Origin of the sequence: Sphingomonas sp. LY54 (assembly GCF_035594035.1) — a bacterium.
Lineage (GTDB): Bacteria > Pseudomonadota > Alphaproteobacteria > Sphingomonadales > Sphingomonadaceae > Allosphingosinicella.
In genome coordinates this window covers 1027024-1052108 of the sequence record NZ_CP141588.1, presented here as the reverse complement: position 1 = coordinate 1052108, position 25085 = coordinate 1027024, and the positions used below count along the sequence as shown (strand labels likewise).

Sequence of the window (25085 nt, the reverse complement as noted above, 5' to 3'; positions counted from 1 at the left end):
TAGATTTCGCTTTATGTTGCAAGTCGCTGCGGGGCGGCGTGTGGCGGCCGCTCTGGCCGTCGCTGCCCTCACTCTCACCCATCATCCGGCGCGAGCGCAGGAGAGCAGCGGCTTGGACGAGCTTGACCAGCCGCTCGACCCTTCGGCGCCGCTCGCTCCGATGCCCGACCTCGGCGTCGAATGGCCGGATATGGAAGAGGAGCCGGGCGAGATCGCCGATGCGCCCGATACCAGCATCGCCGATGCGGCGAGCGAGCGCCGCTACACCGTGCGGATCGAAGGGCTGGAGGGCGTCGGGTCAGAGGCGCTTCTCCTCCAGTTCAAGCAATTGTCCGCGCTCGAGCAGGATGCGGACGACACTGCCAACGCCGCCCAGATCGATCGGCGCGCGCGCGCCGACGCCGACCTACTGAGCGAATTGCTGCGGGCCTGGGGCTACTATGACGCGCTCGTGCGCACCCGTGTCGAAGCAGGCGCGGCGGCCAATGTGGCGCAGGTGACGCTCGAGGCCGAGCCGGGCCCGCAATATCGCTTCGCCGAAGTCCGCCTGCCCGGGATCGAGGGGGCAGGCGAGGACGAAGCCGCGTTGCGGCAGGCGTTCGGGGTCGAGGAAGGCGAGCCGGTCAACGCCGCCGACGTGACGACCGGCGAGGCGGCGCTCCGGATCGAGCTGGGCAAGCGCGGCTATGCGTTCGCCGATGTCGGCAAGCTCGACATCGCCGTCGACCACGAAACGCGCACGGCGACGCTGGTGCTGCCGGTCGAACCGAAAGGCGCGCGGCAGTTCGGGCGCATCGTCGTCGAAGGCGATCGGCTGTTCTCCGCCAAGCATATCCAGCGCATCGCTCGGTTCGATCCGGGCGACCGCTACGAACAGCCGTTGCTCGAGGATCTGCGTCGGGCCCTGGTCGCCACCGGCATCGTCTCGTCGGTCAGCCTGCGGCCGATCGACGATCCCGCGACCAAGACGGTCGACATCGCCGTCGCGCTGGAGCCGGCGCCGATGCGGACCATCGCCGGCGCGGCCGGCTACGGCACCGGCGAGGGCGTCCGGGTCGAGGCGAGCTGGCAGCACCGCAACCTGATCCGCCCAGAAGGCGCCGTCACCTTCCGCGGCGTCGCCGGCACGCGCGAGCAGCTCATCTCCGCCACCCTGCGCCGCAACAATTTCCGCAAGCGCGACCAGGTGCTGACCGCGCAAGCGGCGGCCAGCCATGTCGAGCGCAATGCCTATGACGCCCGCACCTTCCTGCTGGGCGCCGGGATCGAGCGCCGCAGCAACATCATCTGGCAGAAGAAATGGACCTGGTCGCTCGGCGCCGATCTGATCGCTTCGGACGAACGCGACGTCGACATCGACAGCGGCACGACGCGACGGCGCACCTTCCTGATCGGCGCGCTGCCGGCGAGCCTCTCCTATGACGGCTCGAACGACCTGCTCGATCCGACCCGCGGCTTCCGCCTGTCGGGGCGCTTCTCGCCCGAAGCGTCGCTGCAGGACGGCACGTTCGGCTATTCGCGGGTCCAGCTCGACGGCAGCTTCTACCAGCCGGTTTCCGACACGGTGACGATCGCCGGGCGGGCGCGGCTCGGCACGATCTTCGGCGCCAGCCGGGACCGCATCGCGCCGTCGCGCCGCTTCTACGCCGGCGGTGGCGGATCGGTGCGCGGCTACGGCTTCCAGAAGCTCGGGCCGCGCGACCCGATCTTCGACGATCCGATCGGTGGCCGCAGCCTTGCCGAGTTCGCGCTCGAGGCGCGGGTCCGGGTCGGCAATTTCGGGATCGTGCCGTTCATCGACGCCGGCAACATCTACACGTCGCCGCTGCCGGAGATCGACCATCTCCGCTTCGGCGCCGGCCTCGGCGTGCGCTACCACACCAATTTCGGCCCGATCCGGGTCGATGTCGGCACGCCGCTCAACCGGCGCAGCGGCGACGACCGAATCGCGGTTTACGTCTCGCTGGGCCAGGCCTTCTGATGGCCGACCAGGCGCCCGCGCCGATCGCCGGGGCGGAAGGCGAGCCGCCCGTCCGCCGCCGGCGGGGACGCTGGGCGTCGTCGCTCGCCAAAGGGGTGGTCGGGCTGCTGGTCGCGCTCGCATTGGCCTTCGCCGGCCTGCTCGCCTTCCTCGACACCGACGCCGGGCACCGCTTCCTCGCCGATCGCATCGCCGCGCTCAGCCCCTCGTCGGGGCTCAAGGTCCGGATCGGCCGGATCGAGGGGTCGATCTGGGGCGACACGCAGCTGATCGACGTGCGCGCCTACGATCCCGACGGGCTGTTTCTCGAATCCCCCCGCATCGAGATGGACTGGCAGCCGATCGCCTGGCTCACCAACCGGCTGGTGGTCGACGATCTGACCTCCGAGCTGGTCGTGCTGCACCGCCTTCCCAAGCTGATCCCGAGCGAGGAGCCGCGGCCGATCCTGCCCGGTTTCGACATTCGCATCGGGCGGCTGGAAATCGCGCAGCTCCGGTTCGAGAAAGCGGTCACCGGCGAGGTGCGGATCGCGCGCGTCACCGGCGAGGCCGACATACGCTCCGGCCGCGCCCTGGTCGACCTCAAGGCCAAGGTGCGCGGCGGTGGCGACGAACTTAGCCTGCTGCTCGATGCCGAGCCCGACCGCGACCACTTCGATCTCGACGTACGGCTAGCGGCGCCGGAAAACGGCGTGGTTGGCGCGATCCTCGGCACCAAGCGGCCGATCGCCCTGCAGATTGCGGGCGACGGCAGCTGGAGCGCCTGGGCCGGCACCGCGCGGCTCGATCTCTCGGGCCAGCGCGCCGCCGATTTCGCGCTGAAGGCCGAAAAGGGCCGCTACCGCCTGTCGGGCGAGCTTGCGCCGGCGCAGTTCCTGAAGGGCAAGCTGATGCGCCTTTCCGCGCCGGCGATCCTGGTCAACGCGCACGCCACGCTCGTCGACCGGCGGCTCGACGGGGCGCTGTCGCTGCGCTCGCAGGCCCTGCGGGTCGAGAGCAAGGGCGTGATCGACCTCGCCCGCAGCGGCTTCGATGACGTCCGCGTCGGCGCCGAATTGCTGCAGCCCAAGGCCCTGTTCCCCAACATGAGCGGCCGCGACGTCCGGCTGACGGTGTTGCTCGACGGTCCGTTCAAGCGCGCGGGCTTCACCTATCGCCTGACCTCGCCGCACGTCGCCTTCGACGATACCGGCTTCGACGACGTTCGCGCCGAAGGGCGCGGCCGCCTGTCCGATCCGCCCGTCACTGTGCCGCTGCGCCTATTCGCGCGGCGCGTGACCGGCGTGGGCGATGTCGCCGGCGGCATCCTGGCGAACCTCTCGGTGGACGGCGTGCTCAAGGTCACCGGCAAGCGCCTGACCGGCGAGGGGATGACGCTGAGCTCCGACAAGCTCAAGGGCAAGGTCAGCGTCTTCGTCGATCTTACCGAGGGCGGCACCTATCAGGTCATCCTGTCGGGTGGGCTGACGCGCTATCTGATCCCCGGCCTCGGCGTCGTCGACGTCACCAGCGAGCTCAAGATCGTGGAAGGGCCCGGCGGCAAGGGCACGATCGTGACCGGCAAGGGCCGCGCCTGGGTGCGCCGTTTCGACAATGGTTTCCTCGCCGGGCTGTCGGGCGGGCTGCCGCAGATCGAGACCGATCTCGTGCGCGGCACCGACAAGATTCTCCATTTCCGCAATTTGCGGCTGACCGGCCCGTCGATCGCGATCCAGGGCAACGGCCTGCGCCGCAACGACGGCACGTTCCTGTTCGAAGGCACGGGGCGGCAGGCCAAATATGGCCCGTTCACGATCCGGCTGGACGGGCGGATCGACCGGCCGAAGATGACGATCCGGCTGCAGCGGCCCAACGACGCGATGGGGCTGGCGGACGTGCTGCTGAACCTCGATCCCAACGCGCAGGGCTTCGCCTATCGCGCCGAGGGGCAGTCCCATCTGGGCCCCTTCCAGTCTCACGGCGCGATCCTGCTGCCCCAGGGCCAGCCGGCACTGATCCAGATCGCGGCGCTGCAGCTTTCCGGCACGACCGCGAGCGGCACGCTCCGCGCCGATCCGGGCGGGTTCAGCGGCACTCTCGCCGTGGCCGGCGGCGGGCTCGACGGGCAGCTGGCGTTCAGCCCGGTCGGCGATGTGCAGCGGATCGAAGCGCATCTGACGGCGAACGACGCCCGCTTTGCCGGTGCGACCCCGCTCACCATCCGCCGCGGCAAGCTCGACGGCGTGATCCTGCTCGATCCGGCCGGGACCTCGGTCGAGGCGACAATGAGCGCGCGCGGATTGAGCCGCGGCGGCCTGTCGCTCGCGCGGCTCGACGCCCAGGCCAGTATGCGCGGCGGCACGGGGCGGATCCGCGCCGACATCGCCGGCACCCGCGGCCGCGATTTCGTGTTCCGCACGGTCGCCGACATCGCCCCCGGGCGGGTGCGGCTGACCGGGGGAGGGACGGTCGACCGCAGGCCGATCGAGCTCAGCGAGCCGGCGGTCCTCACCCAGACCGAGGATGGCTGGCGCCTGTCGCCGACGGCGCTCACCTTTGCGGGGGGCAACGCCACCGTCTCCGGCCTGTTCGGCAAGGATGCGAACGAACTCAACGCGCGCATGGAGCGGATGCCGCTGACCGTGCTCGACATTGGCTGGCCGCGGCTGGGGCTGGGCGGCATCGCGTCGGGCACGGTCAGCTATCGCGAGCCGAAGGGAGACGGCGCGCCGACCGGCGACGCCAACCTGCGCGTGCGCGGGCTGACGCGGGCGGGCCTGGTTCTCTCGTCGCGGCCGGTCGACATCGGCCTTGTCGCCAAGCTCGACGGGCGCAACGCGGCGATGCGCGCGATCGCGGTCAGCGAAGGCCGGACGATCGGGCGCGCGCAGGCGCGGATCTCGCCGGTCGGGACCAGCGGCAGCCTGGCCGAGCGGCTGACGCGGGCACCGCTCTTCGCCCAGCTCCGTTACAACGGACCCGCCGATACGTTGTGGCGGCTGACCGGGCTGGAGATGCTCGATCTCAGCGGGCCGGTGGCAGTCGGCGCCGACGCGCGCGGCACGATCGATAATCCGCAGATCCGCGGCTCGGTCCGCACCAGCGGCGCCCGCCTCGAAAGCGCGGTCAGCGGCACGGTGATCGAGAATATCCAGGCGAGCGGGCGTTTCGGCGGCTCGCGGCTGGTGATCGACAGCTTCGCCGGAACGACCAAGAAGGACGGGCGCGTGCGCGGCCGCGGCACGTTCGACCTCGCCGCCGCCAACGGTTTCGGGATGGATATCGCGCTCGAGACGCAGGCCGCGCAATTGATCGATCGCGACGATTTGAAGGCCCAGGTGACGGGACCGCTCACGATCCGTTCGGACGGCTCTGGCGGCACGATCGCCGGCGATCTCGCTTTGGTCAGCGGCAGCTTCCGCCTCGGCAGCGCCACGGCGGCGGCCCAAGTGGCGCGGATCCCGGTGCGCGAACTCAACCGCCCCGACGATGAAGCGCCCGCGCCGCGGCCGGTGCGGCCCTGGGCGCTCGACCTCAAGGTCCGGGGCGATAAGCGCCTGACCGTCACCGGCCTCGGCATCAACAGCGAATGGGGCACGGACCTGAAGATCGCCGGGACCGTCACCGCTCCGCGCATCACCGGCGAGGCCGAATTGGTGCGGGGCACGTACGATTTCGCCGGCCGGCGCTTCGATCTGGAACGCGGCACGATCCGCTTCCAGGGCGAGAGCCCGATCAATCCCCTGCTGGACATCGTCGCGGAAGGCGGGGTGCAGGGGCTGAACGCGACGATCCGGGTCACCGGGCGCGGCCAGAAGCCCGAAATCGCCTTCACCAGCACGCCGGCCTTGCCCGAGGACGAACTGCTGAGCCGGCTGCTGTTCGGCACCTCGATCACCAACCTGTCGGCGCCCGAAGCGCTGCAGCTCGCCGCCGCCGTTGCGAGCCTGAACGATACCGGCGGCGGGCTCGATCCGATCAATGCCGTGCGCACCGCGACCGGGCTCGATCGCCTCCGCATCCTGCCGGCCGACATCAGCACCGGGCAGGGGACCTCGATCGCGGCGGGCAAATATATCGGCCGGCGCGTCTATGTGGAGGTGATCACCGATGGCCGCGGCTATTCGGCCACGCAGGTCGAATATCAGATCACGCGCTGGCTCTCGCTCCTCTCGAGCATCTCCACGATCGGGCGCGAGAGCGTGAACGTGCGGGTTTCCAAGGATTATTGAGCGTCTCCAGCCCGTCGATCGCAGCATCTCGACGAATGGCCCGGAAGCCGCCATTGTGCGCGCAAACAAGAATTCGGGGGTCTGAATGGGTAACTGGAACGCGCGCAAGCGCATCGTCGGCCGCGAGGAAATGGCGGCCGAACACCGGCTGACGCAGAGCCTGAGCTGGCCCCATCTGATTGCCCTCGGCGTCGGCGCGATCGTCGGCACCGGCATCCTCACCCTGATCGGGGTCGGCGCCGACAAGGCCGGGCCTGCGGTCATCCTCTCCTTCCTGATCGCCGGCTTGATCTGCGCCTGCGCCGCGCTCGCTTATGCCGAGATGGCGACGATGATCCCGGCCTCGGGCAGCGCCTATACCTATTCCTACGTGGTGATCGGCGAGCTCGTCGCCTGGGTGATCGGCTGGAGCCTGATCCTCGAATACAGCCTGGTGGTAAGCGCGGTCGCGGTCGGCTGGTCCGGTTATGCCGCGCCCTTGCTCCAGGCCTGGCTCGGCTTTCCGATGGATCTAATGCAGGGGCCGCACGCCGGCGGCGTGGTCAACCTGCCCGCCATCTTCATCATCGCCGTCGTCGCCGGCCTGCTGATGCTCGGCACCAAGGAAAGTGCGACGCTTAACGCCGCGCTCGTGATTGTGAAGATCGTCGCCCTGATCGTGTTCGTCGTGGTGGCGCTGCCTTATTTCAATGCCGCCAATCTCGAGCCGTTCATGCCGCACGGCTTCGGCAAGGCGATGGGCCCCGACGGCGTCGAGCGCGGCGTGATGGCGGCCGCGGCGATCATCTTCTTCGCCTTTTACGGCTTCGACGCGATCGCTACCGCCGCCGAGGAAACCAAGAATCCGGGACGCGACCTCGCGATCGGCATCGTCGGCTCGATGCTCGTCTGCGTCGCCATCTACATCCTGGTCGCGGTCACCGCCGTGGGCGTGCTGCACTATGCCGAATTCGCCAACACGCCCGAGCCGCTGGCGCTGATCCTGCGCAACCTCGGCCAGTCGGGAGCGGCGACCTATCTCGGCGTCTCGGCGGTCATCGCGCTGCCGACCGTGCTGCTCGCCTTCCTCTACGGCCAGAGCCGCATCTTCTTCGTGATGGCGCGCGACGGCCTGCTGCCGATGAGCCTCGCGAAGGTGTCGCCGCGCACCGGCACGCCGATCCGCATCACGGTGATCACCGCGATTCTGGTGGCGATCATCGCCGGGCTGCTGCCGATCGACGAGATCGCCGCTTTGGCCAATGCCGGCACGCTCGCGGCCTTTACCGCGGTCGCCGCCTGCATGCTGATCATGCGTCGACGCGCGCCGGACGTGCCCCGCAAGTTCAGCACCCCGCTGCCGTGGCTGGTCGGCGCCATCGCGATCCTCGGCTGCATCTATCTGTTCTTCAGCCTGCCGTCGCAGACCCAGCTCTATTTCCTGGTCTGGAACGTCATCGGCCTCGGCGTCTACCTGGCTTACGGAAGCCGGCGGTCGCTCGCCACCGCGTGAGGCGGCGGCGCTTAAGGGAGACTGAGGGTGCACGACAGGAGCGCCGAGGACCGCCGCCATCGGCTGCGCAACATCATCGGCGGCTCGGCGGGCAATCTGGTCGAATGGTATGATTGGTACGTCTATTCGGCTTTCACCCTCTATTTCGCGCCGGCCTTCTTCCCGTCGGGCAACCGCACCGCCGAGCTGCTGAGCGCGGCCGCGGTGTTCGCGGTCGGCTTCCTGATGCGGCCGATCGGCGCCTGGCTGATGGGCATCTATGCCGACCGCAAGGGCCGCAAGGCGGGGCTCACCCTGTCGGTGTCGCTGATGTGCGCCGGATCGCTGCTGATCGCGGTGACGCCGGGCTATGCCAGCATCGGTTCCTGGGCGCCGGCGATCCTGGTGCTCGCGCGGCTGATGCAGGGTCTCAGCGTCGGCGGCGAATATGGCGCCAGCGCCACGTACCTGAGCGAGATGGCGGGGCGCCAGCGGCGCGGCTTCTTCTCCAGCTTCCAATATGTGACCCTGATCTCGGGCCAGCTGATCGCGCTCGGCGTGCTGATCGTGCTGCAGGCGAGCATGTCGGAAGCCGCGCTCGAGCAATGGGGCTGGCGCATTCCCTTCTTCATCGGCGCCGGCCTCGCCGTGGTCGTCTTCTGGATCCGCCGCCGTCTGGCCGAGACCGAGAGTTTCCACAATGCGCAGGGCGTGGACGCGCCCAAATCCAGCACCTTCAGCCTGTTCCGCAACCATCCGCGCGAGGCGTTCCTGGTGATGGCGCTGACCGCGGGCGGCACGCTCGCCTTCTACGCCTACACGACCTACATGCAGAAATTCCTGGTCAACACGTCCGGCTTCGGCCGCGAGACGGCGACCCAGATCACGGCCGCGGCCCTGTTCCTGTTCATGCTGCTCCAGCCGGCGGCCGGCGCATTGTCGGACCGCTGGGGCCGCAAGCCCTTGATGGTCGGCTTCGGCTTTGCCGGGCTGCTGCTCACCTATCCGATCTTCACAGCGCTTGAGACGGTGCGCGATCCTATCGCGGCCTTCCTGCTGGTGCTCACCGCATTGGTGATTGTCACCGGCTACACGTCGATCAACGCGGTGGTGAAGGCGGAGCTGTTCCCGGCCCATATCCGCGCGCTTGGCGTCGCTTTGCCTTATGCGCTCGCCAACACGCTCTTCGGCGGCACCGCCGAATATGTCGCGCTGTGGTTCAAGACGCAGGGCATGGAGAGCGGCTTCTACTGGTACGTGACCGCCATGATCGGCGTCTCGCTGATCGTCTATTTGCGGATGCGCGATACCCGCCACCACAGCCAGATCCTGGAAGACTGAGCCTCAGGCGCGGGCACCAACCGCCGTCCCGCTCGTTGAATGGGCGAAGATCCAGAATGGAGATGATCCGTGCTTGAACGCCATCGCGGCGGCAACCTCGCCGACCCGGAAATCCTCGACGCGGAGCTCCATCCGGACGCGCGCCTCCGCTACATCCAGCGCCGGCTGCAGGAAGAAGAGGGGCTGCGCCTCACCATCGACAACATCGCCTATGTGCTGAGGCTCGCGGACGAGTTCGCCGCAGAGCCTGCAGACTGACCAGCGAGAGAAAGGGTTTAAAGATGAGCGACAAGCGACCCAGCGACCCGGAAGCGCAGCAGAAATTCAGCGGGCGCGAGAGCGGCCTCGGCGGTGGCGATTCCGGCGGCGGCGCCTATCCCAACCCGCATACCGGCAAGAAGCCGCAATCCGGAGGCTTCATGGGCCACGGCGGGCAGACCGAGATGGCCTATCACGGTACGGGGCAGCTCGGCGAAGACAAGGTCGGCGAAAATGCGAACGCCCCGACGCAGAAGACGCGGCCGGGCGAGGACAAGGGCGAGTAGCCGCGCCGAAAAATCCCCGCGCTCTTTTGGAGAGCGCGGGGAGAAACGGCTTAGCCGCTATAATACATGTCGAATTCGACCGGGCTCGGCGTGGTTTCCCAGCGCATCACTTCGGCCCACTTCGTCTCGATATAGGCGTCGATCTGGTCGTCGGAGAAGACGTCGCCCTTGGTGAGGAAGTCGCGGTCGTTCTGGAGCGAGACCAGGGCCTCGCGCAACGAGCCGGCGACGGTCGGCACATTGACCAGTTCGGCCGGCGGCAGATCGTACAGGTTCTTGTCGATCGCTTCGCCCGGATGGAGACGGTTCTGGATGCCGTCGAGGCCGGCCATGACCAGAGCCGCATAAGCCAGATACGGATTGGCGAGCGGATCGGGGAAGCGGCACTCGACGCGCTTCGCCTTCTCGCCCGAGCCGTAGGGGATGCGGCACGAGGCCGAGCGGTTGCGGCTCGAATAAGCGAGCAGAACCGGTGCCTCGAAGCCCGGCACCAGGCGCTTGTAGCTGTTGGTCGTCGGGTTGGTGAACGCGTTCAAGGCCTTGGCGTGCTTGATGATGCCGCCGATGAAGTAGAGCGCGGTGTCGGACAGGCCGGCATAGCCGTTGCCGGCGAAGAGCGGCTTGCCCTCGTTCCAGATCGACAAATGGGTGTGCATGCCCGAACCGTTATCCTGCGCGATCGGCTTGGGCATGAAGGTCGCGGTCTTGCCGTAGGCATGGGCGACCATGTGGACCACATATTTGTAGATCTGCATGCGGTCGGCAGTCTCAACCAGCTTGCCGAAGGTCATGCCGAGCTCATGCTGACCGGCGGCGACCTCGTGATGGTGCTTGTCCATCGGCAGGCCCATCTCGATCATCGTCGACATCATCTCGGCGCGGATGTCGATTGCGCTGTCGACCGGCGCGACCGGGAAGTAGCCGCCCTTGGCGCGCGGACGGTGGGCGAGGTTGCCGCCCTCATATTCGCGGCCGGTATTGGTCGGCAGCTCGATGTCGTCGATGCGGAAATAGGACGTGGCGTAGCCGTCCTCGAAGCGGACGTCGTCGAACATGAAGAATTCGGCTTCCGGCCCCACATAGACGGTGTCGCCGATGCCGGTCGTCTTGAGATAGGCCTCGGCGCGCTTGGCGGTCGAGCGCGGGTCGCGGGCGTAGAGCTCGCCGGTGCCCGGATCGACCACGTCGCAGAACAGGATCAGCATCGGCGTCGCCGAGAAGGGATCGACATAGACGGCGTCGAGGTCGGGCTGGAGCGTCATGTCGCTCTCGTTGATCGCCTTCCAGCCCTCGATCGAGGAGCCGTCGAACATGAAGCCGTCGTTGAGCTGATCCTCGTCGATCAGGCTGGCGGTCATGGTGAGGTGCTGCCACTTGCCCCTGGGATCGGTGAAGCGCAGGTCGACCCACTCGATCTCCTGGTCCTTGATCATGCTCAGAATCTTGCCGGCGTCGTTGGCCATTCTACTGTTCCTTCACTTCGTTCCCCGGCGAAAGCCTGGGTCCAGTCTTTTGAACTCATCTGGGCCCCGGCTTTCGCCGGGGAGCTTGTCCGTCAGATCGCCTCGGAGCCGCGCTCGCCGGTGCGGATGCGGAGCGCTTCCTCGATCGAGCTGACGAAAATCTTGCCGTCGCCGATGCGGCCGGTGCGGGCCGCGGTCGCGATCGCCTCGACGACGCGCTCGGCGAGATTGTCTTCGACGACGACCTCGAGCTTCACCTTGGGGAGGAAGTCGACGACATATTCGGCGCCGCGATAGAGCTCCGTATGGCCCTTCTGGCGGCCGAAGCCCTTGGCCTCGAAGACGGTGATTCCCGAGACGCCCACATCATGCAGGGCCTCCTTCACCTCATCGAGCTTGAACGGCTTGATGATGGCTTCGATCTTTTTCACTTAGGAAACTCTCGTGCTGTGTGGCGCGAGATCACACGGATTTCCCGGGCCCGTCCAGCCGATTCGGGGCGCTGGTGAACATTTCACGGCGGGGCGGGATCGCCCTGTCGCGCCCGCGTGCGGATCAGGCGTAAGGCGGCTGGTGAAGGCTCTTGGGGCTGGTCGTGAAGATCTCGCAGCCGTCCTCGGTGATACCGATCGAATGCTCGAACTGGGCCGAGAGGCTGCGGTCGCGCGTGACCGCCGTCCAGCCGTCCTCGAGCACCTTGCAGCCCGGCTTGCCGATATTGATCATCGGCTCGACCGTGAAGATCATGCCGGGGCGCAGCTCCGGGCCGGTGCCGGGGCGGCCGACATGGACGACCTCGGGCGCGTCGTGGAACAGCCGCCCCACGCCGTGGCCGCAGAAATCGCGGACGACGCCGTAGCGGTGCTTCTCGGCATGGCTCTGGATGGCGTGGCTGATGTCGCCGAGATGGTTGCCGGGCTTGGCCTGCTCCAGCCCCAGCATCAGGCACTCGTAGGTGACCTGGACTAGCTTCTTCGCCTTGATGGGAACGTCGCCGCACAGATACATGCGGCTGCTGTCGCCGTGCCAGCCGTTCAAAAGCGGCGTCACGTCGACGTTCAATATGTCGCCGTCCTTCAGCGTCCGGTCGCCCGGAATGCCGTGGCAGACGACGTGGTTGATCGAGATGCAGCAGCTGTGCGTGTAGCCCCGATAGCCCAGGGTCGCGGGATAGCCTCCGGCATCGCGGATCATGCGATTGACGATCGAGTCGAGCTCGGCGGTGGTGACGCCCGGGACCACGTGGGGCACGAGCGCGTCGAGGATTTCGGCGGCGAGGCGGCCGGCGGCGCGCATCCCGGCGAAGCCTTCGGGCCCGTGGAGCTTGATCGCGCCGCTTCGGGCCGACGCGGTGTCGCCCTTCTCCATCGTCAGATATTCGGTCATGGCCGCCATATAAGCCCTCGGCCATGGCTTGGCGAGCCCCGGAGCCACCGTTATGGCGGGCGGAATGGCAAGCGAACGGATCTGGACGGCCGGGCTCCTCATCATCGGCGACGAGATCCTCTCGGGCCGGATCCAGGACCGAAACGTCTCGCCGATCGCGACCTGGCTCAACCTGCAGGGCATCCGCCTCACCGAGGTCCGGATCGTGCCGGACGTGCACGAGCGGATCGTCGAGGCGGTCAACGCGCTCCGGACCGGCAACGACTATCTGTTCACCACCGGCGGCATCGGCCCCACCCATGACGACATCACCGTCGATGCGATCGCGGCCGCGACCGGCGTCGGCGTTGAAATCCACCCGAGGGCGCGGGCGGCGCTGGAAAGCTATTATGCCGCGAAGGGCGGGCTGACCGAGGCGCGCTTGCGAATGGCGCGGGTGCCGGCCGGCGCCGACCTGATCGAGAATCGCATGTCGGGCGCGCCGGGCATCCGCCATGGCAATATCTTCATCCTAGCGGGCGTGCCGCACATCGCCGGCATGATGCTCGAGGCGCTGTCGGGCACGCTCGAGGGCGGCAAGCCCTTGCTGTCGCGCACCATCGGCTGCTGGGTGCCGGAGAGCGAAGTGGCCGACCTATTGCGCGAGACCGAGGTGACGCACGACGGCTGCCAAATCGGCTCCTATCCCTTCTTTCGCGCCGGCAAGGTGGGCGCGAACTTCGTCGTCCGCTCGACCAGCGAGAACGCCCTCGAGGCGTGCGTCTACGATCTCGTGCGGCGGCTTGAAGAGGATGGCCGGCAAGTGATGGAGGAGGGGATATGAACACCGAACTGACCGTGCTCGCCTGGGGGTGCCTCCTGGCCTTGGTCCATATCTTCGCCGCCGTGCGGGTGAAGACGCGGCAATATGGCACCAAATGGAATATGGGCGCGCGCGACGAGGAACTGCCGCCGCCGCAACCGATCGTCGGCCGGCTCGCGCGGGCGCAGGCCAATTATTTCGAGACCTTCCCGATCATGGCCGCGGCGATTCTGATCGTGAGCGTGTCCGACCGCACCGACTGGCTGACCGAGATCGGCGCGATCACCTGGCTGGCCGCGCGGGTCGTCTACCTGCCGCTCTACGCGATGGGCATTCCGCGCGTGCGCACCCTCGTGTTCCTGATCAGCGTGCTCGGTATCCTGCTCGTCCTGCGCAACGCCCTCTGGGGCTGACCTACTCCGCGCGCCGATAATTCCAGGTCTGCGTATTGGCGCCGCCGGGCCCGGAGACGGTCGCGACGAGACGGTCGCCGGCCCGACGATATGCGATGCGGGTCGGAAAATCGTGCGCCGGATTGACGAAGACGATGCTCTCGGCAGCCGCGGATTCGACGCGGAAGGCGACGGCCGGCTTGCCTTGGGGAGAGCCGTAGAAGTGGAGCCTGCCCGCTTCGTCGCGGGCGATCCGCATATATTCGAACCAGGTGGCGCTTTGGCCCTTCCCGCTGAGGCTGGTGCCGAGCATCACGCCGCCCCGCGGCGGCGCCCAGCGCTCCTCGGTCCAGCTCCCGGCCTGCTCGGTCTCCCACGCGCCCGCGAGCCACGCCGGCGCTTTCGGCTCCGGCGGAGCGGCGCCGATCAGCAAGGCGGCGGCGAGGATGAGGCGGGCAGGCTGCATGACGGATCCTCCTGCGCGCGACCCTATCACGAGAAAGAAGCCGCCGCCTCTTCGATCGCTCCGTAGATCGCGTCGAGATCGGCTTCCTCGATGCAATAAGGCGGCATCACATAGACGGTGTTGCCGAGCGGGCGGAGCAGCAGGTCGCGGTCGCGGAAGAAAGCGAGCAGCCGCGGGCCGAGCGCGGACAAATAGGAGCCGCTGCCGTCCGCGATCTCCAGCGCGGCGATGGTGCCGATCTGTCTCTTGTTTTCGACCCCCTTGAGGCCCGCCAAGCGCTCGGCCTGACGGCGGGCCAGCGCGGCCACCCGCTCCAGAACGGGCTCGTCGCGCCAGATCGCGATATTGGCGTTGGCGGCGGCGCAGGCGATCGGGTTGGCGGTGTAGCTCGACGAGTGGAAGAACTGCTTGGCCCGGTCCTGCGAGACATGGGCTTCGAAGATCGGCGGCGTGGCGAGGGTGACCGCGAGCGGGACCGCGCCGCCGGTCAGGCCTTTCGACAGGCAGAGTATGTCGGGCACGATCCCGGCCTGTTCGCAGGCGAGCAGGGTGCCGGTGCGGCCCCAGCCGGTCATCACCTCGTCGGCGATGAACAGGACGCCGTGGCGCGCGCAGATGGCGCGCATCTCGGCCAATATGGCGGCCGGGTAGAAGAGCATGCCGCCGGCGCCGAGCACGAGCGGCTCGACGATGAAAGCGGCCGGCGCCGCGCGGCAATAGGCTTCGAGCGCGTCGAGCGTCTCCTGCTCGTGCCCTGCGGGGAAGGGCACGGTGCCGACGTCGAACAGCAAGGGCTCGTAACTCTGGTTGAAGACGCCGCGCGCGCCGACTGACATCGCGCCGATCGTGTCGCCGTGATAGCTGTGCTCCATCACGAGGATGCGGTGCCGCGGCGCGCCGCGATTGGCCCAGTAACCGAGCGCCATCTTGAGCGCGACCTCGACGCTGGTCGAGCCGCTGTCCGAGAAGAATACGTGGGCGAGCGGCGCCGGCATCATCTCGACGAGCGATCGCGCCAGCGTCTCGGCCGGCTCGTGCGTCCAGCCCGCGAAGATGATCTGGTCGAGCTTTCCGGCCTGCTCCGCGATCGCCGCCATGATGCGCGGGTGGCAGTGGCTGTGGGTCGTCACCCACCAGGAGGAGATGGCGTCGACGATGCGGCGCCCCTCCGCCGTGTAGAGAGCGGCGCCCTCAGCGCGGGTGACGAGCGGGATCGGCTCGCCAAGGCCGTGCTGGGTGAACGGATGCCAGACCGGCGAGCTCACCGGAAATCGGCCAGGTCGAAATGGGCCGCGAAAGCGGCAGCGAGGGCTCGCGGATCGAGCCGATCCAGGAGCGGCAGGCGACCGAGCCGCTTCACCCCGCCCAGCTTGGCGACGATCGCCTCATTGTCCTCGTTCGCCTCGCCGACAAAGGCGACACCGAGGATCGGGATGCGGCGCGCGCGGAGCGCCTCGATCGAGAGCAGGCTGTGGTTGATCGTGCCGAGCCCGGTGCGGGCGATCAGCACGACGCGATGGCCCCAGCGCGCGAACAGGTCGGCATAAAGAAGGTCGCGCGTCACCGGCACGAGCAGCCCGCCGGCGCCTTCGACCACGAGCGGATCGAGATCCGGCGGGGTGAGCCTGTCCGGGTCGATCGTCACGGCGTCCAGCTCCGCGGCGAGGTGCGGCGAACGCGGCGCAGAGAGGCGATAGGCCTCGGCCAGGATTCGGTCCGGCGCGAGGCCCGACAAGCCGGCCACGGTCGCGCTGTCGCTCGCTTCCTCGAGCCCCGACTGGATCGGCTTCCAATAATGGCCGCCGAGCGCCCCGGCGAGCGCGGCGGCGAAGATCGTCTTGCCGATGCCGGTGTCGGTGCCGGTGACGATTATCGTCATGCCCAAGCCGCCTCGATCGCGTCGCCCAGCGCCGCCACCGCCGCCTCGTCGACATTGAGCGTGAGCGAGATGCGCAGCCGCGCCGTGCCGGCGGGGACGGTCGGCGGGCGGATGCCGCGCACGTCGAATCCGGCCTCCTGCAGGCGTGCGGCGACCGCCATGGTGCGCGCATCGTCGCCGAGGATCAGCGGCAGGATCTGCGTTCCCGACGCGGTCGCGCCGAGTGGGACCAGCCGGCGCGCGGCGGCCTCGATCAGGCCGTGGAGCCGCGCCTGCCGCTCCGGCTCGTCGACCAGCAGACGCAAGGCGGCGCGGACCGCGGCTGCCATCAGCGGCGAGGGCGCGGTCGAGAAGATGAAGGCGCGGCCGCGATTGACGAGGAAATCGCGCACGGGCGCCGGCCCGCAGACCAGCGCGCCCTCGCAGCCGAGGGCCTTGCCGCAGGTGCGCACGGTGATGACGTTGTCGCGCCCGTCGAGATGCGCCGCGAGGCCGCGGCCGTCGGGCCCGAACACGCCGGTCGCGTGCGCCTCGTCGATGACGAGCACGGCGTCGTGGCGGTCGGCCAATGCCGCGAGCGCGTCGAGCGGCGCGCGGTCGCCCTCCATGCTGTAGAGGCTCTCGACCGCGATCCAGACCTTGCCGGCGCCGCCGCCGCGCCGCCAGGCGGCGATCGCGCTCTCGAAGGCGTCCGCGTCGTTATGGACGGCGGACAGGCACAAGGCCCGGCTGAGGCGCATGCCCTCGTGGCTGCTGGCGTGGACCAATTCGTCATAGACGATGAGGTCGCCGCGCTGCGGCAACGTCGAGAGCAACGCGGCATTGGCGGCATAGCCGCTCGAGAAGAACAGGCTGGCCTCGGTGCCGAACAGGCACGCCGCCTCCGCCTCAAGCGCCTCATGCTCTTCGTGGTTGCCGCGCAGCAGCCGCGAGCCGCCGGAGCCGAGCGGGACGCCCCGCTCGAGCGCCTCGGCAACGGCCTGTTTCAGCCGCGGCGAGGAGGCCAAAGCGAGATAGTCGTTGGACGCGAAATCGTGGCCGGCGCGGGGAATGAGGGACCGGCGCCGGCTCTGGCGGGAAAGCTCCTCCAGGTCGCGGACCTGCATGTCGAACGGGGGCATGGCTTGCGCCCCTAGCGCCCATGTTCGGCCCGCGCGACGGAAAAATTACGAGCGCGCCGCCGCTTTCCCGGGCGCGGGTCGCGCTCTATCGTGCGGCCGATGAGCGATCCCGCCCTCGAGCTCGTCGCGTTGCGCAAGGCCCTGCCGGGCGGCCGGATCCTGTTCGACGGGCTCGGCCTGGCGGTGGCGCGCGGCGAGCATGTCGCGATCCGCGGCGAATCGGGCGTTGGCAAATCGACCCTGCTCAACATCATCGCCGGCCTCGACGTGCCCGACAGCGGCGAAGTGATCGTCGCGGGCCGGCAGCTTGCCGGGCTCGACGAGAGTGCGCGCACCCGGCTGCGGCGCGACGCGATCGGCTTTGTCTTCCAGGCCTTTCACGTGCTGCCGCATCTCGATCTCGCCCGCAACGTCGCCCTGCCGCTGGTGCTGCAGGGGAAAAGACGGGCGGACGCGCTGGCGCAGGCCGGCAGGCTGCTCGGTCTGGTCGGGCTCGGCGGCAGGCTTCACAGCTACCCCAAGGAACTGTCGGGCGGCGAGCTCCAGCGCGTGGCTATCGCACGGGCGCTGGTCCACGCCCCGTCCCTGATCCTTGCCGACGAGCCCACCGGCAATCTCGATCCCGAGACGGCCGCCCAGGTCATGGCCCTGCTCGGAGGCACAGTGCGGGAGACCGGCGCGGCGATGGTGCTGGTCACCCACTCGCCGACGGCGGCGGCGAGCGCGGACCGGCAGTTGCTGCTGACCCCGGCCGGGCTGGTCGCGGGCGGTGGCTGAGGCGCGTTCCGCCGGCGGCGCATGGCGCTGGCTGATCGCGGGCGAATGGCGCGCCTTCCCGATCCGGTTCGTGCTGGCGGTGCTGGCGATCGCGATCGGCGTCGCGCTCGCGTTCGCGGTCCATGTCATCAACCGCTCGGCCGCCGAGGCGTTCGGCGCGGCGGTACGCAGCGTGTCGGGGGGCGCCGACCTTCAGGTGCGGTCGGTCGCGTCGGGCGGCTTCGACGAGCGAGTCTATCCGCGCCTGTTCCGTGTCGACGGGGTGGCGGACGCCAGCCCGGTGGTGCAGCTCGACGCCCGCATCGGAGAGGCGCGCGTGACCTTGCTGGGGCTGGACGTGCTGCGCGCGCTCCAGGTCACGCCCGCTCTGGTGCCCGCGTACAAAGGCGGCGCGGCGGTCGATTCCGCGTTCGACCAGGGCATGATCCACCTCTCGGCGGAGGGGCGGAGGCGCACAGGCCTGGCGCCGGGCGATCGTGCGACCGTGCGGGTCGGGCGCCGCGAGCATGTCTTCACCGTCGGCGGCGACCTGCCCGGAGTCGCGGCCGGGCAGGCCGTGGCCGTCGTCGACATCGCCGCGGCGCAGTGGCGCTTTGGGCGGCTCGGCCGCATCGAGCGGGTCGATCTCCGATTGCGCCAGGGAGCCGGCATTGGCCGGGTGCGGGCGGCGGTCGAAAACGTGCTGCCTGGCGGTACCCGGCTCACCGACCCCGAGGGGGAAAGCCGGCGTGGCGACAGCCTGTCGCGCGCCTACCGCGTCAATCTCGACATGCTGGCCCTCGTCGCGCTGATCACCGGCGGCTTCCTCGTTTATTCGGCGCAGTCGCTGTCGGTCACGCGGCGGCTGCGGCAGCTGGCCTTGCTGCGGACCTTGGGGCTGGAGAAAAGGGATCTCGTCCGGCACCTCGTCGGCGAAGGCGCCGTGCTCGGTATCACCGGGGCCATGATCGGGCTGATACTCGGCTATGGGCTGGCCGCCCTGGTGCTGCGGTTCGTCGGCGCGGACCTCGGCGGCGGCTATTTCGACAACGCGACGCCCGATCTTTTATTCTCGCCGCTGGCGGCCCTGCTTTTCTTCCTCTTCGGCGTGACGACGGCGCTGGCGGGAAGTCTCGCGCCGGCGCTGCAGGCCGGGCGGATCGTGCCGGCCGAAGCGCTCAAGGACGCCGGGGATCCGGTCGACCCGCGCCGCCGGCCCGCCTGGCGCCCGGCGCTTCTGCTGATCCTGGCCGGCACGGGCGCGGCGCTGTTGCCTGCGGTCAACCGGCTGCCTTTGTTCGGTTACATCGCGGTCGGGCTGGTGCTGGCCGGCGGCGTGGCGGCGATGCCGTGGCTGGCGCGGACGCTGCTCGCGCTGCTGGCCAGGATCGACACGCGCCGGCCGTGGTTCGATCTCGCGCTGCGGCGGCTGCTCGGCGCGCCGTCGCAGGCCGCCACCGCGCTCGGCGGCATCGTCGCGAGCACCGCCCTCATGATCGCGATGGCGGTGATGGTGACCAGCTTCCGCGGCGCGGTGGACGACTGGCTCGATGCCTTCCTCAGCGCCGATCTCTATGTCGGCGCGGCCGCGAGCGAACCTCTGTTCGATGCCGATGCTCAGCGGCGGCTGGCGGGGACGCCGGGCGTCGAATCGATCGCCTTCAGCAAGACGGTGCCGCTGGCGCTCGATCCGGAGCTACCGTCATTGGCGCTGATCGTGCGGCCGGTCGGCGGGGCGGGCTATGCGCTGCCGCTGATCGAGCGCGCCCGGGAGACGGGGCCGGGTTTGGCACTGTGGCTCTCCGAGCCGGCCGCGCGGATCTACCGGCTTCGTCCCGGCGACCGGCTGACGCTCCCGTTCGGCCCATCCGGTACGCCGGGCCATGTCGCCGGCATCTGGCGCGATTATGCCCGCCAGCAAGGCGCTGTCGTCATCGATGAGCGGGATTATGTCGCGCTGACCGGAGACCGGGACCGAAGCGAGGCGGCGGTGGACCTCGCGCCCGGCGCGACGGCCGAATCTGTCCGGTCCGAGATCCTGCGCCGTCTTCCGGACTCGCTGGCGGGGCGGGTCCAGGTGCTCGAGCCCAAGGCTTTGCGCGCCGAGGCGCTGCGCCTGTTCGATCGCAGCTTCGCCATCACCTACGGGCTGGAGGCGATCGCGATCCTGATTGGCCTTGCCGGCGTGGCGGCGACCATCTCGGCCCAGGCCATGGCGCGGATCAAGGAATTCGGCATGCTCCGTCACGTCGGCATGGCGCCGCGCCAGATCGTGGCGATGCTGGCCGGCGAGGGGGCTCTGCTCGGGCTGATCGGTGCGGCGGCGGGGATCGCGCTCGGGCTCGGCATCAGCCAGATCCTGATCCACGTGATCAACCCGCAATCGTTCAACTGGACGATGACGACGCGCATCCCGTGGACGTTGCTGGCGAGCGTCGGGCTCGCCTTGGTGGCGACGTCGGCCGGAACGGCCGTGCTCGCCGGGCGCCGGGCCGTCTCGCGCGACGCGGTCCGCGCGGTCAGCGAGGATTGGTGATGCGGCGGCTGGTGCCTCTCGCTTTGCTCGGCTTGGCCGTGGCGGCGCCGGCCGACGAAGCGCTCGTCACCTATCCCGAGGTAAAGCCCGGGCTCGAATTCCGCTTTCCGCGAGACCACGGCGCCCATCCGGATTACCGCACCGAATGGTGGTATTTCACCGGCTGGCTGCAGGCCGACGCGGGCGAACGGCTGGGCTTTCAGATCACTTTCTTCCGTTCGCGGCCCGCCGTCGACCCCGCCAATCCCAGCGCCTTCGCGCCGCGCCAGATCCTGTTCGCGCATGCCGCGCTGTCGGATCCGGCGACGGGGCGCCTGCTCCACGACCAGCGCGCCGCCCGCGGCGGCTTCGGGATCGCCGAGGCGCGCAGCGACGATGCCGATGTGACATTGCTCGATTGGCGCCTCCGCCGCGATCCGGGCGGGCAATTCCGGGCGGCGGCGTCATCGCGCGAATTCGCGCTCGACCTCGCCTTCGTCCCGACCCAGTCCGTGATGGCCAACGGCCGCGGCGGATACAGCCAGAAGGGGCCGCGGCCGGAGCAGGCGAGCTATTATTATTCGCTGCCGCAATTGAAAGTGACCGGTACGGCGACGCGCGGCGGCAAGCGGCTGGCGGTGACGGGCACTGGCTGGCTCGACCGCGAATGGTCGTCGACCCTGCTCGCGCCGGGCGCCGCCGGCTGGGACTGGGCGGGCATCAATCTCGACGACGGCGGCGCGCTGATGGCGTTCCGCGTGCGCGGCGCGAAGGGCGACACGTTCTATGCCGGGGGCACTTTGCGCCGGCCGGACGGCGGCGTCGTCCTGCTGGGACCGGACGACGTGCGCTTCGCGCCGCGCCGCCGCTGGCGCTCGCCGGCCACCGGCGCGATCTATCCGGTCGAAACCGATCTCATGCTCCGCCTTCCCGAGGGCGTGCGCACGTATCGGCTCACGCCCTTGTTCGACGCCCAGGAACTGGACGGCCGCAGCGCCGGCATGCCGGTCTATTGGGAGGGTGCGGTGACTACGCCTGGCGGCCGCGGCTATCTCGAACTGACCGGCTATGCGGCGCCGCTCAGCATGTGACGCCGGCCCGACAACGCCATCAAGCTAGGCGCAAATCTGCCGTTCCACCCATTGCGTCATGGCGACGCAGTCGACGCCGGCGAACGGGAAAGTGCCCTGCAGCGCGGTCTGGATGTCGGGCGCCAGCGCCTCACGCAGACGCTGGCGGGCGCGCAGCGTGCGGGTCTTGACGGTCGCGGGCGCGATGGCGAGCGCTGCGGCAACCTCCTCCACGCTCATCCCCTCGATCTCGCGCAGCACGAAGACCGTGCGGAAATGGTCGGGCAGCCTGGCAATGGCTTCCTCGAGCATCTGCCGGATCTGCAGGCGCGCCAATGCGCCGTCCGGCAGCAGGGTGGTGGTCGATCCGCGCATCATCTTGTCCCGATAGTCGTCGAGCACCGTTACCGAGCTTCCGTCGAGGCCGGCCATGCGCCGCTGCGCGGCGCGGCGGCGGCCGAGCGCCTCATTGATCGCGATCCGGGTCAGCCAGGTCGTCAGCGAGGATCGTGCCTCGAACGAGCCCGCGGCGGCGAAGGCCTTGAGATAGGCGCTCTGGACCGCGTCCTCGGCCTCGGCGCGATTGCGCAGGATCGCCCAGGCGGCGCGGAACAGGCGTTGGTTGTTGCGTGCCGTGATCAGGCGCACGGCTTCCGGCTGCCGCGCGGCGAAGCCTCGCACGAGCGCGAGGTCGTCCGCATAGCCGGCCTCGGCGGGCCGCTGGTCGTGGATTTCGGGGGCGTCGGCTAGTGTCGCCATGGCCCCTATATGCCACGCTGGACGGATTGTGTGAAATCGCGGCGGAGCTCGGCATCGGTCTCGAACGCGCCGAGCCAGCATTGGGTGACCAGGGAAATGCCGTTCTGGTTGACGCCGCGGCTGGCCATGCAGCCGTGATGGGCTTCGATGATCACGCCGACGCCGCGCGGCTTCAGCACCTCGTCGATGGTCTGCCCGATCTGGCTGGTGAGGCGCTCCTGCAATTGCAGCCGCCGCGCATAAGCGTCGACGACCCGCGCCAGCTTGGAGATGCCGACGACCCTGCCGGCGGGCAGATAGCCGACATGGGCGACGCCCGTGATCGGCGCCATGTGGTGCTCGCAGATCGAACGGACCGGGATCGAACGGAGCAGGACGAGTTCCCGATAGTCCGCCGCGGCGAAGGTGCGCTGGAGCAGCCGGGCGGGATCAATCCTGTAGCCGGCGAACCATTCGGCATAGGCCCTGGCGACGCGCGCCGGCGTGTCGAGCAGGCCTTCTCGGGACGGATCGTCGCCTGCGGCCGCGATCAGTGTCCGGACGGCCTGCTCGGTCGCGAGGCGTCGCGAAATGTCGTCGACCAGCGCGACTTCGTCGTCATTGACCAGCGCGCGTTGAATAAGCTCCACTCGATCACTCCCTTTTGGGTTCAGGCCATTGGATGCCGCGGGGCAGGGGAGGTTCCCGTGTTTGGCGGCCTATTTCGCGGTGGCGAGCGACCCCTGCATCGCGGGATGGAAGGTGCAGTAGAAGCGCACCGTGCCGGCCTTGCGGACCACCATCCTGCGCTTGCTGCGCGGCGGCAGGTCGACGGCGAAGCTGCCGTCCCGCGCGGTCGCGTTGTGGCGGAACAGGTCGTTGTTCGCCCACTCGATCGTGTCGCCGACGCGGATGCCGCGGGGGACGGACCCGAACTGCATCTTGTCGACGACGATGACGTGGGTCCGCGGGGCGGCAGGCGCGGCGTCCGATCCTGTGCAACCCAGGCTCAGGCCGGCCGCCGCCAGCAGCAGGGCGACGCCGCGCTTGCCGATGGTCATTTATCGGCCTTCGCGGCGAGCTGCTCGGCATGGGCCTGGTGGGCCTGGAACAGGGTGAGGCCGGTCTCCAGCAGGGCCTTCAATTCGGCATTGTCGGCGGCGGGGATGAGCGTCGTGCGCAGCGCGTCGTTGACGGTGCGGTGGAAGGCGACTTCGTTGGCGACATAGGCGCGGTCATATTCCGCACCCTTGAGCGCGCCGAGCCGCGCGGTCTGCGCGGCGGCCTCCTTGGCCAGGCCCTCGCTCACCGGATTGGCTTCGGGCGTTACGCCGAGCTTTTTGACCAGCGCCAGCGCCTGGTCGTTCACGGCGACGTGGTCGCGGACCATGGTCTCGGCGAACGCGCGCACGGCGGGGTCCTGCGCCCTGGCCAGCGCCTGCTTGCCCGCTTCGACGTCGATCTGGCCGGCGCTGTAGGCGATATGGGCGATTTGGGCGTCGCTCGGCCCCTTATCCTGCGAACAGGCCGGGCTTGTGGTCAAAATTGCAGCGGCGGCCCCTAACAAAACGGCTCTTATGGTCATCATTATCTCCTCCCGGCCCGGTGGGACCGCGTGGATTTGATGCCGGCGATGCGATGAGGTTCCGGGAGCGCCCGTGCGTCACGGATTTGTTGGAGCGGGTAGCGGGAATCGAACCCGCGCGTTCAGCTTGGGAAGCTGACAGGCTACCATTACATCATACCCGCGCCTTGGCCCGCTATCTAGAAAGCGGCGCGGGGCTTGTCGAGAGCCATGGTTGGGATCACACTCGGCCGGAACGGCAGGGAGTCGAACGATGGCGGACGCGCTTCGGAGACGACAACTGACGCAGCGGCTGTCCTGGATCGCCGCCATCCTGAGCCTCGGTGCGGTTTTCGTGGCGCTGGTCGCCGCGATCGGCAGCGGGCAGGGCATGTGGCATTTCCGCACCGGCTTCGCCTTGCTCGAATATATGTTCTTCGCCGCGATCGCAGGTGCGGTGCTCGCGCTGATCGCATTGGTGCTCGCTGGGCGCAGCGGGATGCATGCGCTGGTGTGGCTGAACCTCATCGCGCTGATCGTCGCGCTCGGCTATGTCTTCTATCTCGGCAGCATGGTGACGACGGCGCGCAGCGTAGCGCCGATCCACGATATCACGACCAATCTCGACGACCCGCCGAGCTTCTACCGGCTGCGGGTGCGCGACGACAATCTCGCCTACATCCCCGATCTCGGTCGGCCGGCGCTGGCGCGGCTGACTCCGCGCGAGCGCTGGCGCGCCATCCATGCCCAGGAATATGGCGATCTCAAGAGCCTGCGCGTGCCCTGGAGCAAGGCCGAGACCGTGAGCCGGATCGAGGCCCTGATGCGCGAGCGGGGATGGGAGATCGCCACCGTCGATCCGCGCACCGGCATCGTCGAGGCGGTCGATACGAGCCTGTTCTTTCGCTTCAAGGACAATGTCGTCGCGCGCGTCCGCGACGACATGGCGGGCGGCTCGATCGTCGACATGCGGTCGATCAGCCAGGTCGGCCAGAGCGATGTCGGCACGAACGCGCGGCGCATCCGCAGCTTCCTCAAGGATCTGCAAGCCACCGCATGACGCGTGGACCGAGATCCGGATTGTGCCGCCGCTTGTGCGCCGCCCTTTGCCGATCAGAGGGAGCGGCGAATAGGGTTTCGCGGAGCGCCGCGCGCTGCCCAGACCAGGTTCGCGTAACGCTCGGCGCGCCGGCGGTGCGCGGTCCGCGCCTCATCGGTGGCCGCCCGTCCGGAGTGAAAGAATTCCTCCCCGGCACGGTGGGCGAAATAGTCGACGATCGTGTCCATGTCCTGTCCAATCTGAAGCAGGCACAACCGTCCCCTCGGCCCGCGGTTCCGCTGCTCGACGTGCGACCGTAATGACCGCACGCGCGGCGCTATCGAG

The 25085-nt window shown here is 68.9% G+C and carries 24 protein-coding genes and 1 tRNA gene; 12 read left to right on the top strand and 13 right to left on the bottom strand.

Annotated elements, in window-relative coordinates:
* The first annotated feature begins 13 nt into the window (after window positions 1-13).
* The 6 genes from SH591_RS05370 to SH591_RS05345 all read left to right on the top strand — a co-directional run bounded on the left by SH591_RS05370 (window position 14) and on the right by SH591_RS05345 (window position 9549).
* Window positions 14-1981, top strand: coding sequence for an autotransporter assembly complex protein TamA (locus SH591_RS05370; protein WP_324750843.1), 1968 nt, complete (start codon window positions 14-16; stop codon window positions 1979-1981).
* Window positions 1981-6192, top strand: coding sequence for a translocation/assembly module TamB domain-containing protein (locus SH591_RS05365; RefSeq protein WP_324750842.1), 4212 nt, complete (start codon window positions 1981-1983; stop codon window positions 6190-6192). The genes SH591_RS05370 and SH591_RS05365 overlap by 1 nt, the downstream gene beginning before the upstream one ends.
* 85 nt (window positions 6193-6277) lie before the next feature.
* Window positions 6278-7684 (top strand): amino acid permease, encoded by a 1407-nt coding sequence (locus tag SH591_RS05360; RefSeq protein WP_416222341.1) that lies wholly within the window; start codon window positions 6278-6280, stop codon window positions 7682-7684.
* Window positions 7685-7711: 27 nt separating this feature from the next.
* Window positions 7712-9004 carry an MFS transporter gene (locus SH591_RS05355; RefSeq protein ID WP_324750841.1) on the top strand — a complete coding sequence of 431 codons (1293 nt, stop codon included), beginning with the start codon at window positions 7712-7714 and terminating at the stop codon, window positions 9002-9004.
* 69 nt (window positions 9005-9073) lie between these two features.
* A complete protein-coding gene (locus SH591_RS05350) occupies window positions 9074-9262 on the top strand; it encodes a hypothetical protein (RefSeq protein ID WP_324750840.1) in 189 nt (62 codons plus the stop codon).
* A gap of 23 nt (window positions 9263-9285) precedes the next feature.
* The gene (locus SH591_RS05345) at window positions 9286-9549 is read left to right on the top strand and encodes a hypothetical protein (protein WP_324750839.1); all 264 of its coding nucleotides are present in this window, start codon (window positions 9286-9288) and stop codon (window positions 9547-9549) included.
* Window positions 9550-9599: 50 nt separating this feature from the next.
* Here SH591_RS05345 and glnA read toward each other — a convergent pair whose 3' ends face one another.
* From glnA to map, 3 genes are all read right to left on the bottom strand, one after another.
* The gene (glnA, locus tag SH591_RS05340) at window positions 9600-11012 is read right to left on the bottom strand and encodes a type I glutamate--ammonia ligase (RefSeq protein WP_324750838.1); all 1413 of its coding nucleotides are present in this window, start codon (window positions 11010-11012) and stop codon (window positions 9600-9602) included.
* Window positions 11013-11104: 92 nt separating this feature from the next.
* Window positions 11105-11443 (bottom strand): P-II family nitrogen regulator, encoded by a 339-nt coding sequence (locus SH591_RS05335; protein WP_324750837.1) that lies wholly within the window; start codon window positions 11441-11443, stop codon window positions 11105-11107.
* Window positions 11444-11567: 124 nt separating this feature from the next.
* The gene (gene map, locus SH591_RS05330; RefSeq protein WP_324750836.1) at window positions 11568-12398 is read right to left on the bottom strand and encodes a type I methionyl aminopeptidase; all 831 of its coding nucleotides are present in this window, start codon (window positions 12396-12398) and stop codon (window positions 11568-11570) included.
* A gap of 64 nt (window positions 12399-12462) precedes the next feature.
* Here map and SH591_RS05325 point away from each other — a divergent pair, with 64 nt between their 5' ends.
* Together SH591_RS05325 and SH591_RS05320 are read left to right on the top strand one after the other, a co-directional pair.
* Complete coding sequence (locus SH591_RS05325; RefSeq protein ID WP_324750835.1) at window positions 12463-13221, top strand: competence/damage-inducible protein A; 759 nt, start codon at window positions 12463-12465, stop codon at window positions 13219-13221.
* A complete protein-coding gene (locus SH591_RS05320; protein WP_324750834.1) occupies window positions 13218-13613 on the top strand; it encodes an MAPEG family protein in 396 nt (131 codons plus the stop codon). The genes SH591_RS05325 and SH591_RS05320 overlap by 4 nt, the downstream gene beginning before the upstream one ends.
* A 1-nt stretch (window position 13614) precedes the next feature.
* On the opposite strand, the gene SH591_RS05315 is transcribed toward SH591_RS05320, so the two are convergent.
* Genes SH591_RS05315 through SH591_RS05300 form a run of 4 tightly spaced genes read right to left on the bottom strand, consistent with a single transcriptional unit; the run spans window position 13615 to window position 17058 of the window.
* Entirely contained in the window at window positions 13615-14058 is a 444-nt protein-coding gene (locus SH591_RS05315; protein ID WP_324750833.1) for a DUF6265 family protein, read from the bottom strand.
* A 26-nt stretch (window positions 14059-14084) separates the two neighbouring features.
* Window positions 14085-15323, bottom strand: a complete 1239-nt coding sequence (locus SH591_RS05310; RefSeq protein WP_324750832.1) for an adenosylmethionine--8-amino-7-oxononanoate transaminase — start codon at window positions 15321-15323, stop codon at window positions 14085-14087.
* Window positions 15320-15937 (bottom strand): dethiobiotin synthase, encoded by a 618-nt coding sequence (gene bioD, locus SH591_RS05305; protein ID WP_324750831.1) that lies wholly within the window; start codon window positions 15935-15937, stop codon window positions 15320-15322. The genes SH591_RS05310 and bioD overlap by 4 nt, the downstream gene beginning before the upstream one ends.
* Window positions 15934-17058, bottom strand: a complete 1125-nt coding sequence (locus tag SH591_RS05300; protein ID WP_324750830.1) for an 8-amino-7-oxononanoate synthase — start codon at window positions 17056-17058, stop codon at window positions 15934-15936. Before SH591_RS05300 ends, bioD begins: the two co-directional genes overlap by 4 nt.
* 99 nt (window positions 17059-17157) lie before the next feature.
* Between SH591_RS05300 and SH591_RS05295 the strand changes: the two genes are divergently transcribed.
* The 3 genes from SH591_RS05295 to SH591_RS05285 are packed head-to-tail and all read left to right on the top strand — an operon-like array spanning window position 17158 to window position 21420.
* Window positions 17158-17835 (top strand): ABC transporter ATP-binding protein, encoded by a 678-nt coding sequence (locus SH591_RS05295; protein WP_324750829.1) that lies wholly within the window; start codon window positions 17158-17160, stop codon window positions 17833-17835.
* Window positions 17828-20350, top strand: a complete 2523-nt coding sequence (locus SH591_RS05290; RefSeq protein ID WP_324750828.1) for an FtsX-like permease family protein — start codon at window positions 17828-17830, stop codon at window positions 20348-20350. The genes SH591_RS05295 and SH591_RS05290 overlap by 8 nt, the downstream gene beginning before the upstream one ends.
* Window positions 20350-21420, top strand: coding sequence for a lipocalin-like domain-containing protein (locus SH591_RS05285; protein ID WP_324750827.1), 1071 nt, complete (start codon window positions 20350-20352; stop codon window positions 21418-21420). Before SH591_RS05290 ends, SH591_RS05285 begins: the two co-directional genes overlap by 1 nt.
* A 24-nt stretch (window positions 21421-21444) precedes the next feature.
* On the opposite strand, the gene SH591_RS05280 is transcribed toward SH591_RS05285, so the two are convergent.
* From SH591_RS05280 to SH591_RS05260, 5 genes are all read right to left on the bottom strand, one after another.
* A complete protein-coding gene (locus tag SH591_RS05280; RefSeq protein ID WP_324750826.1) occupies window positions 21445-22158 on the bottom strand; it encodes an RNA polymerase sigma factor in 714 nt (237 codons plus the stop codon).
* A 5-nt stretch (window positions 22159-22163) separates the two neighbouring features.
* Window positions 22164-22778, bottom strand: coding sequence for a GTP cyclohydrolase I FolE (gene folE, locus SH591_RS05275; RefSeq protein WP_416385229.1), 615 nt, complete (start codon window positions 22776-22778; stop codon window positions 22164-22166).
* A 78-nt stretch (window positions 22779-22856) separates the two neighbouring features.
* Window positions 22857-23198: a cupredoxin domain-containing protein gene (locus tag SH591_RS05270; RefSeq protein ID WP_324750825.1), complete on the bottom strand. Its 342-nt coding sequence runs from the start codon at window positions 23196-23198 to the stop codon at window positions 22857-22859.
* A complete protein-coding gene (locus SH591_RS05265; protein WP_324750824.1) occupies window positions 23195-23680 on the bottom strand; it encodes a DUF4142 domain-containing protein in 486 nt (161 codons plus the stop codon). Before SH591_RS05265 ends, SH591_RS05270 begins: the two co-directional genes overlap by 4 nt.
* Before the next feature lie 132 nt (window positions 23681-23812).
* A tRNA-Gly gene (locus SH591_RS05260) sits at window positions 23813-23886 on the bottom strand.
* A gap of 89 nt (window positions 23887-23975) precedes the next feature.
* Here SH591_RS05260 and SH591_RS05255 point away from each other — a divergent pair.
* Window positions 23976-24761: a DUF1499 domain-containing protein gene (locus SH591_RS05255; protein WP_324750823.1), complete on the top strand. Its 786-nt coding sequence runs from the start codon at window positions 23976-23978 to the stop codon at window positions 24759-24761.
* Window positions 24762-24814: 53 nt separating this feature from the next.
* On the opposite strand, the gene SH591_RS05250 is transcribed toward SH591_RS05255, so the two are convergent.
* On the bottom strand, window positions 24815-24988 hold the full coding sequence (locus SH591_RS05250) for a hypothetical protein (RefSeq protein WP_322831880.1): 174 nt from the start codon (window positions 24986-24988) through the stop codon (window positions 24815-24817).
* Window positions 24989-25085: the final 97 nt, after the last annotated feature.

Coding starts and splice junctions, on each gene's coding strand:
- SH591_RS05370 (WP_324750843.1), top strand. CDS start 14: ATGTTGCAAGTCGCTGCGGGGCGGCGTGTGGCGGCCGCTCTGGCCGTC.
- SH591_RS05365 (WP_324750842.1), top strand. CDS start 1,981: ATGGCCGACCAGGCGCCCGCGCCGATCGCCGGGGCGGAAGGCGAGCCG.
- SH591_RS05360 (WP_416222341.1), top strand. CDS start 6,278: ATGGGTAACTGGAACGCGCGCAAGCGCATCGTCGGCCGCGAGGAAATG.
- SH591_RS05345 (WP_324750839.1), top strand. CDS start 9,286: ATGAGCGACAAGCGACCCAGCGACCCGGAAGCGCAGCAGAAATTCAGC.
- glnA (WP_324750838.1), bottom strand. CDS start 11,012: ATGGCCAACGACGCCGGCAAGATTCTGAGCATGATCAAGGACCAGGAG.
- map (WP_324750836.1), bottom strand. CDS start 12,398: ATGACCGAATATCTGACGATGGAGAAGGGCGACACCGCGTCGGCCCGA.
- SH591_RS05325 (WP_324750835.1), top strand. CDS start 12,463: ATGGCAAGCGAACGGATCTGGACGGCCGGGCTCCTCATCATCGGCGAC.
- SH591_RS05320 (WP_324750834.1), top strand. CDS start 13,218: ATGAACACCGAACTGACCGTGCTCGCCTGGGGGTGCCTCCTGGCCTTG.
- SH591_RS05315 (WP_324750833.1), bottom strand. CDS start 14,058: ATGCAGCCTGCCCGCCTCATCCTCGCCGCCGCCTTGCTGATCGGCGCC.
- bioD (WP_324750831.1), bottom strand. CDS start 15,937: ATGACGATAATCGTCACCGGCACCGACACCGGCATCGGCAAGACGATC.
- SH591_RS05300 (WP_324750830.1), bottom strand. CDS start 17,058: ATGCCCCCGTTCGACATGCAGGTCCGCGACCTGGAGGAGCTTTCCCGC.
- SH591_RS05295 (WP_324750829.1), top strand. CDS start 17,158: ATGAGCGATCCCGCCCTCGAGCTCGTCGCGTTGCGCAAGGCCCTGCCG.
- SH591_RS05285 (WP_324750827.1), top strand. CDS start 20,350: ATGCGGCGGCTGGTGCCTCTCGCTTTGCTCGGCTTGGCCGTGGCGGCG.
- SH591_RS05280 (WP_324750826.1), bottom strand. CDS start 22,158: ATGGCGACACTAGCCGACGCCCCCGAAATCCACGACCAGCGGCCCGCC.
- SH591_RS05270 (WP_324750825.1), bottom strand. CDS start 23,198: ATGACCATCGGCAAGCGCGGCGTCGCCCTGCTGCTGGCGGCGGCCGGC.
- SH591_RS05255 (WP_324750823.1), top strand. CDS start 23,976: ATGGCGGACGCGCTTCGGAGACGACAACTGACGCAGCGGCTGTCCTGG.
- SH591_RS05250 (WP_322831880.1), bottom strand. CDS start 24,988: ATGGACACGATCGTCGACTATTTCGCCCACCGTGCCGGGGAGGAATTC.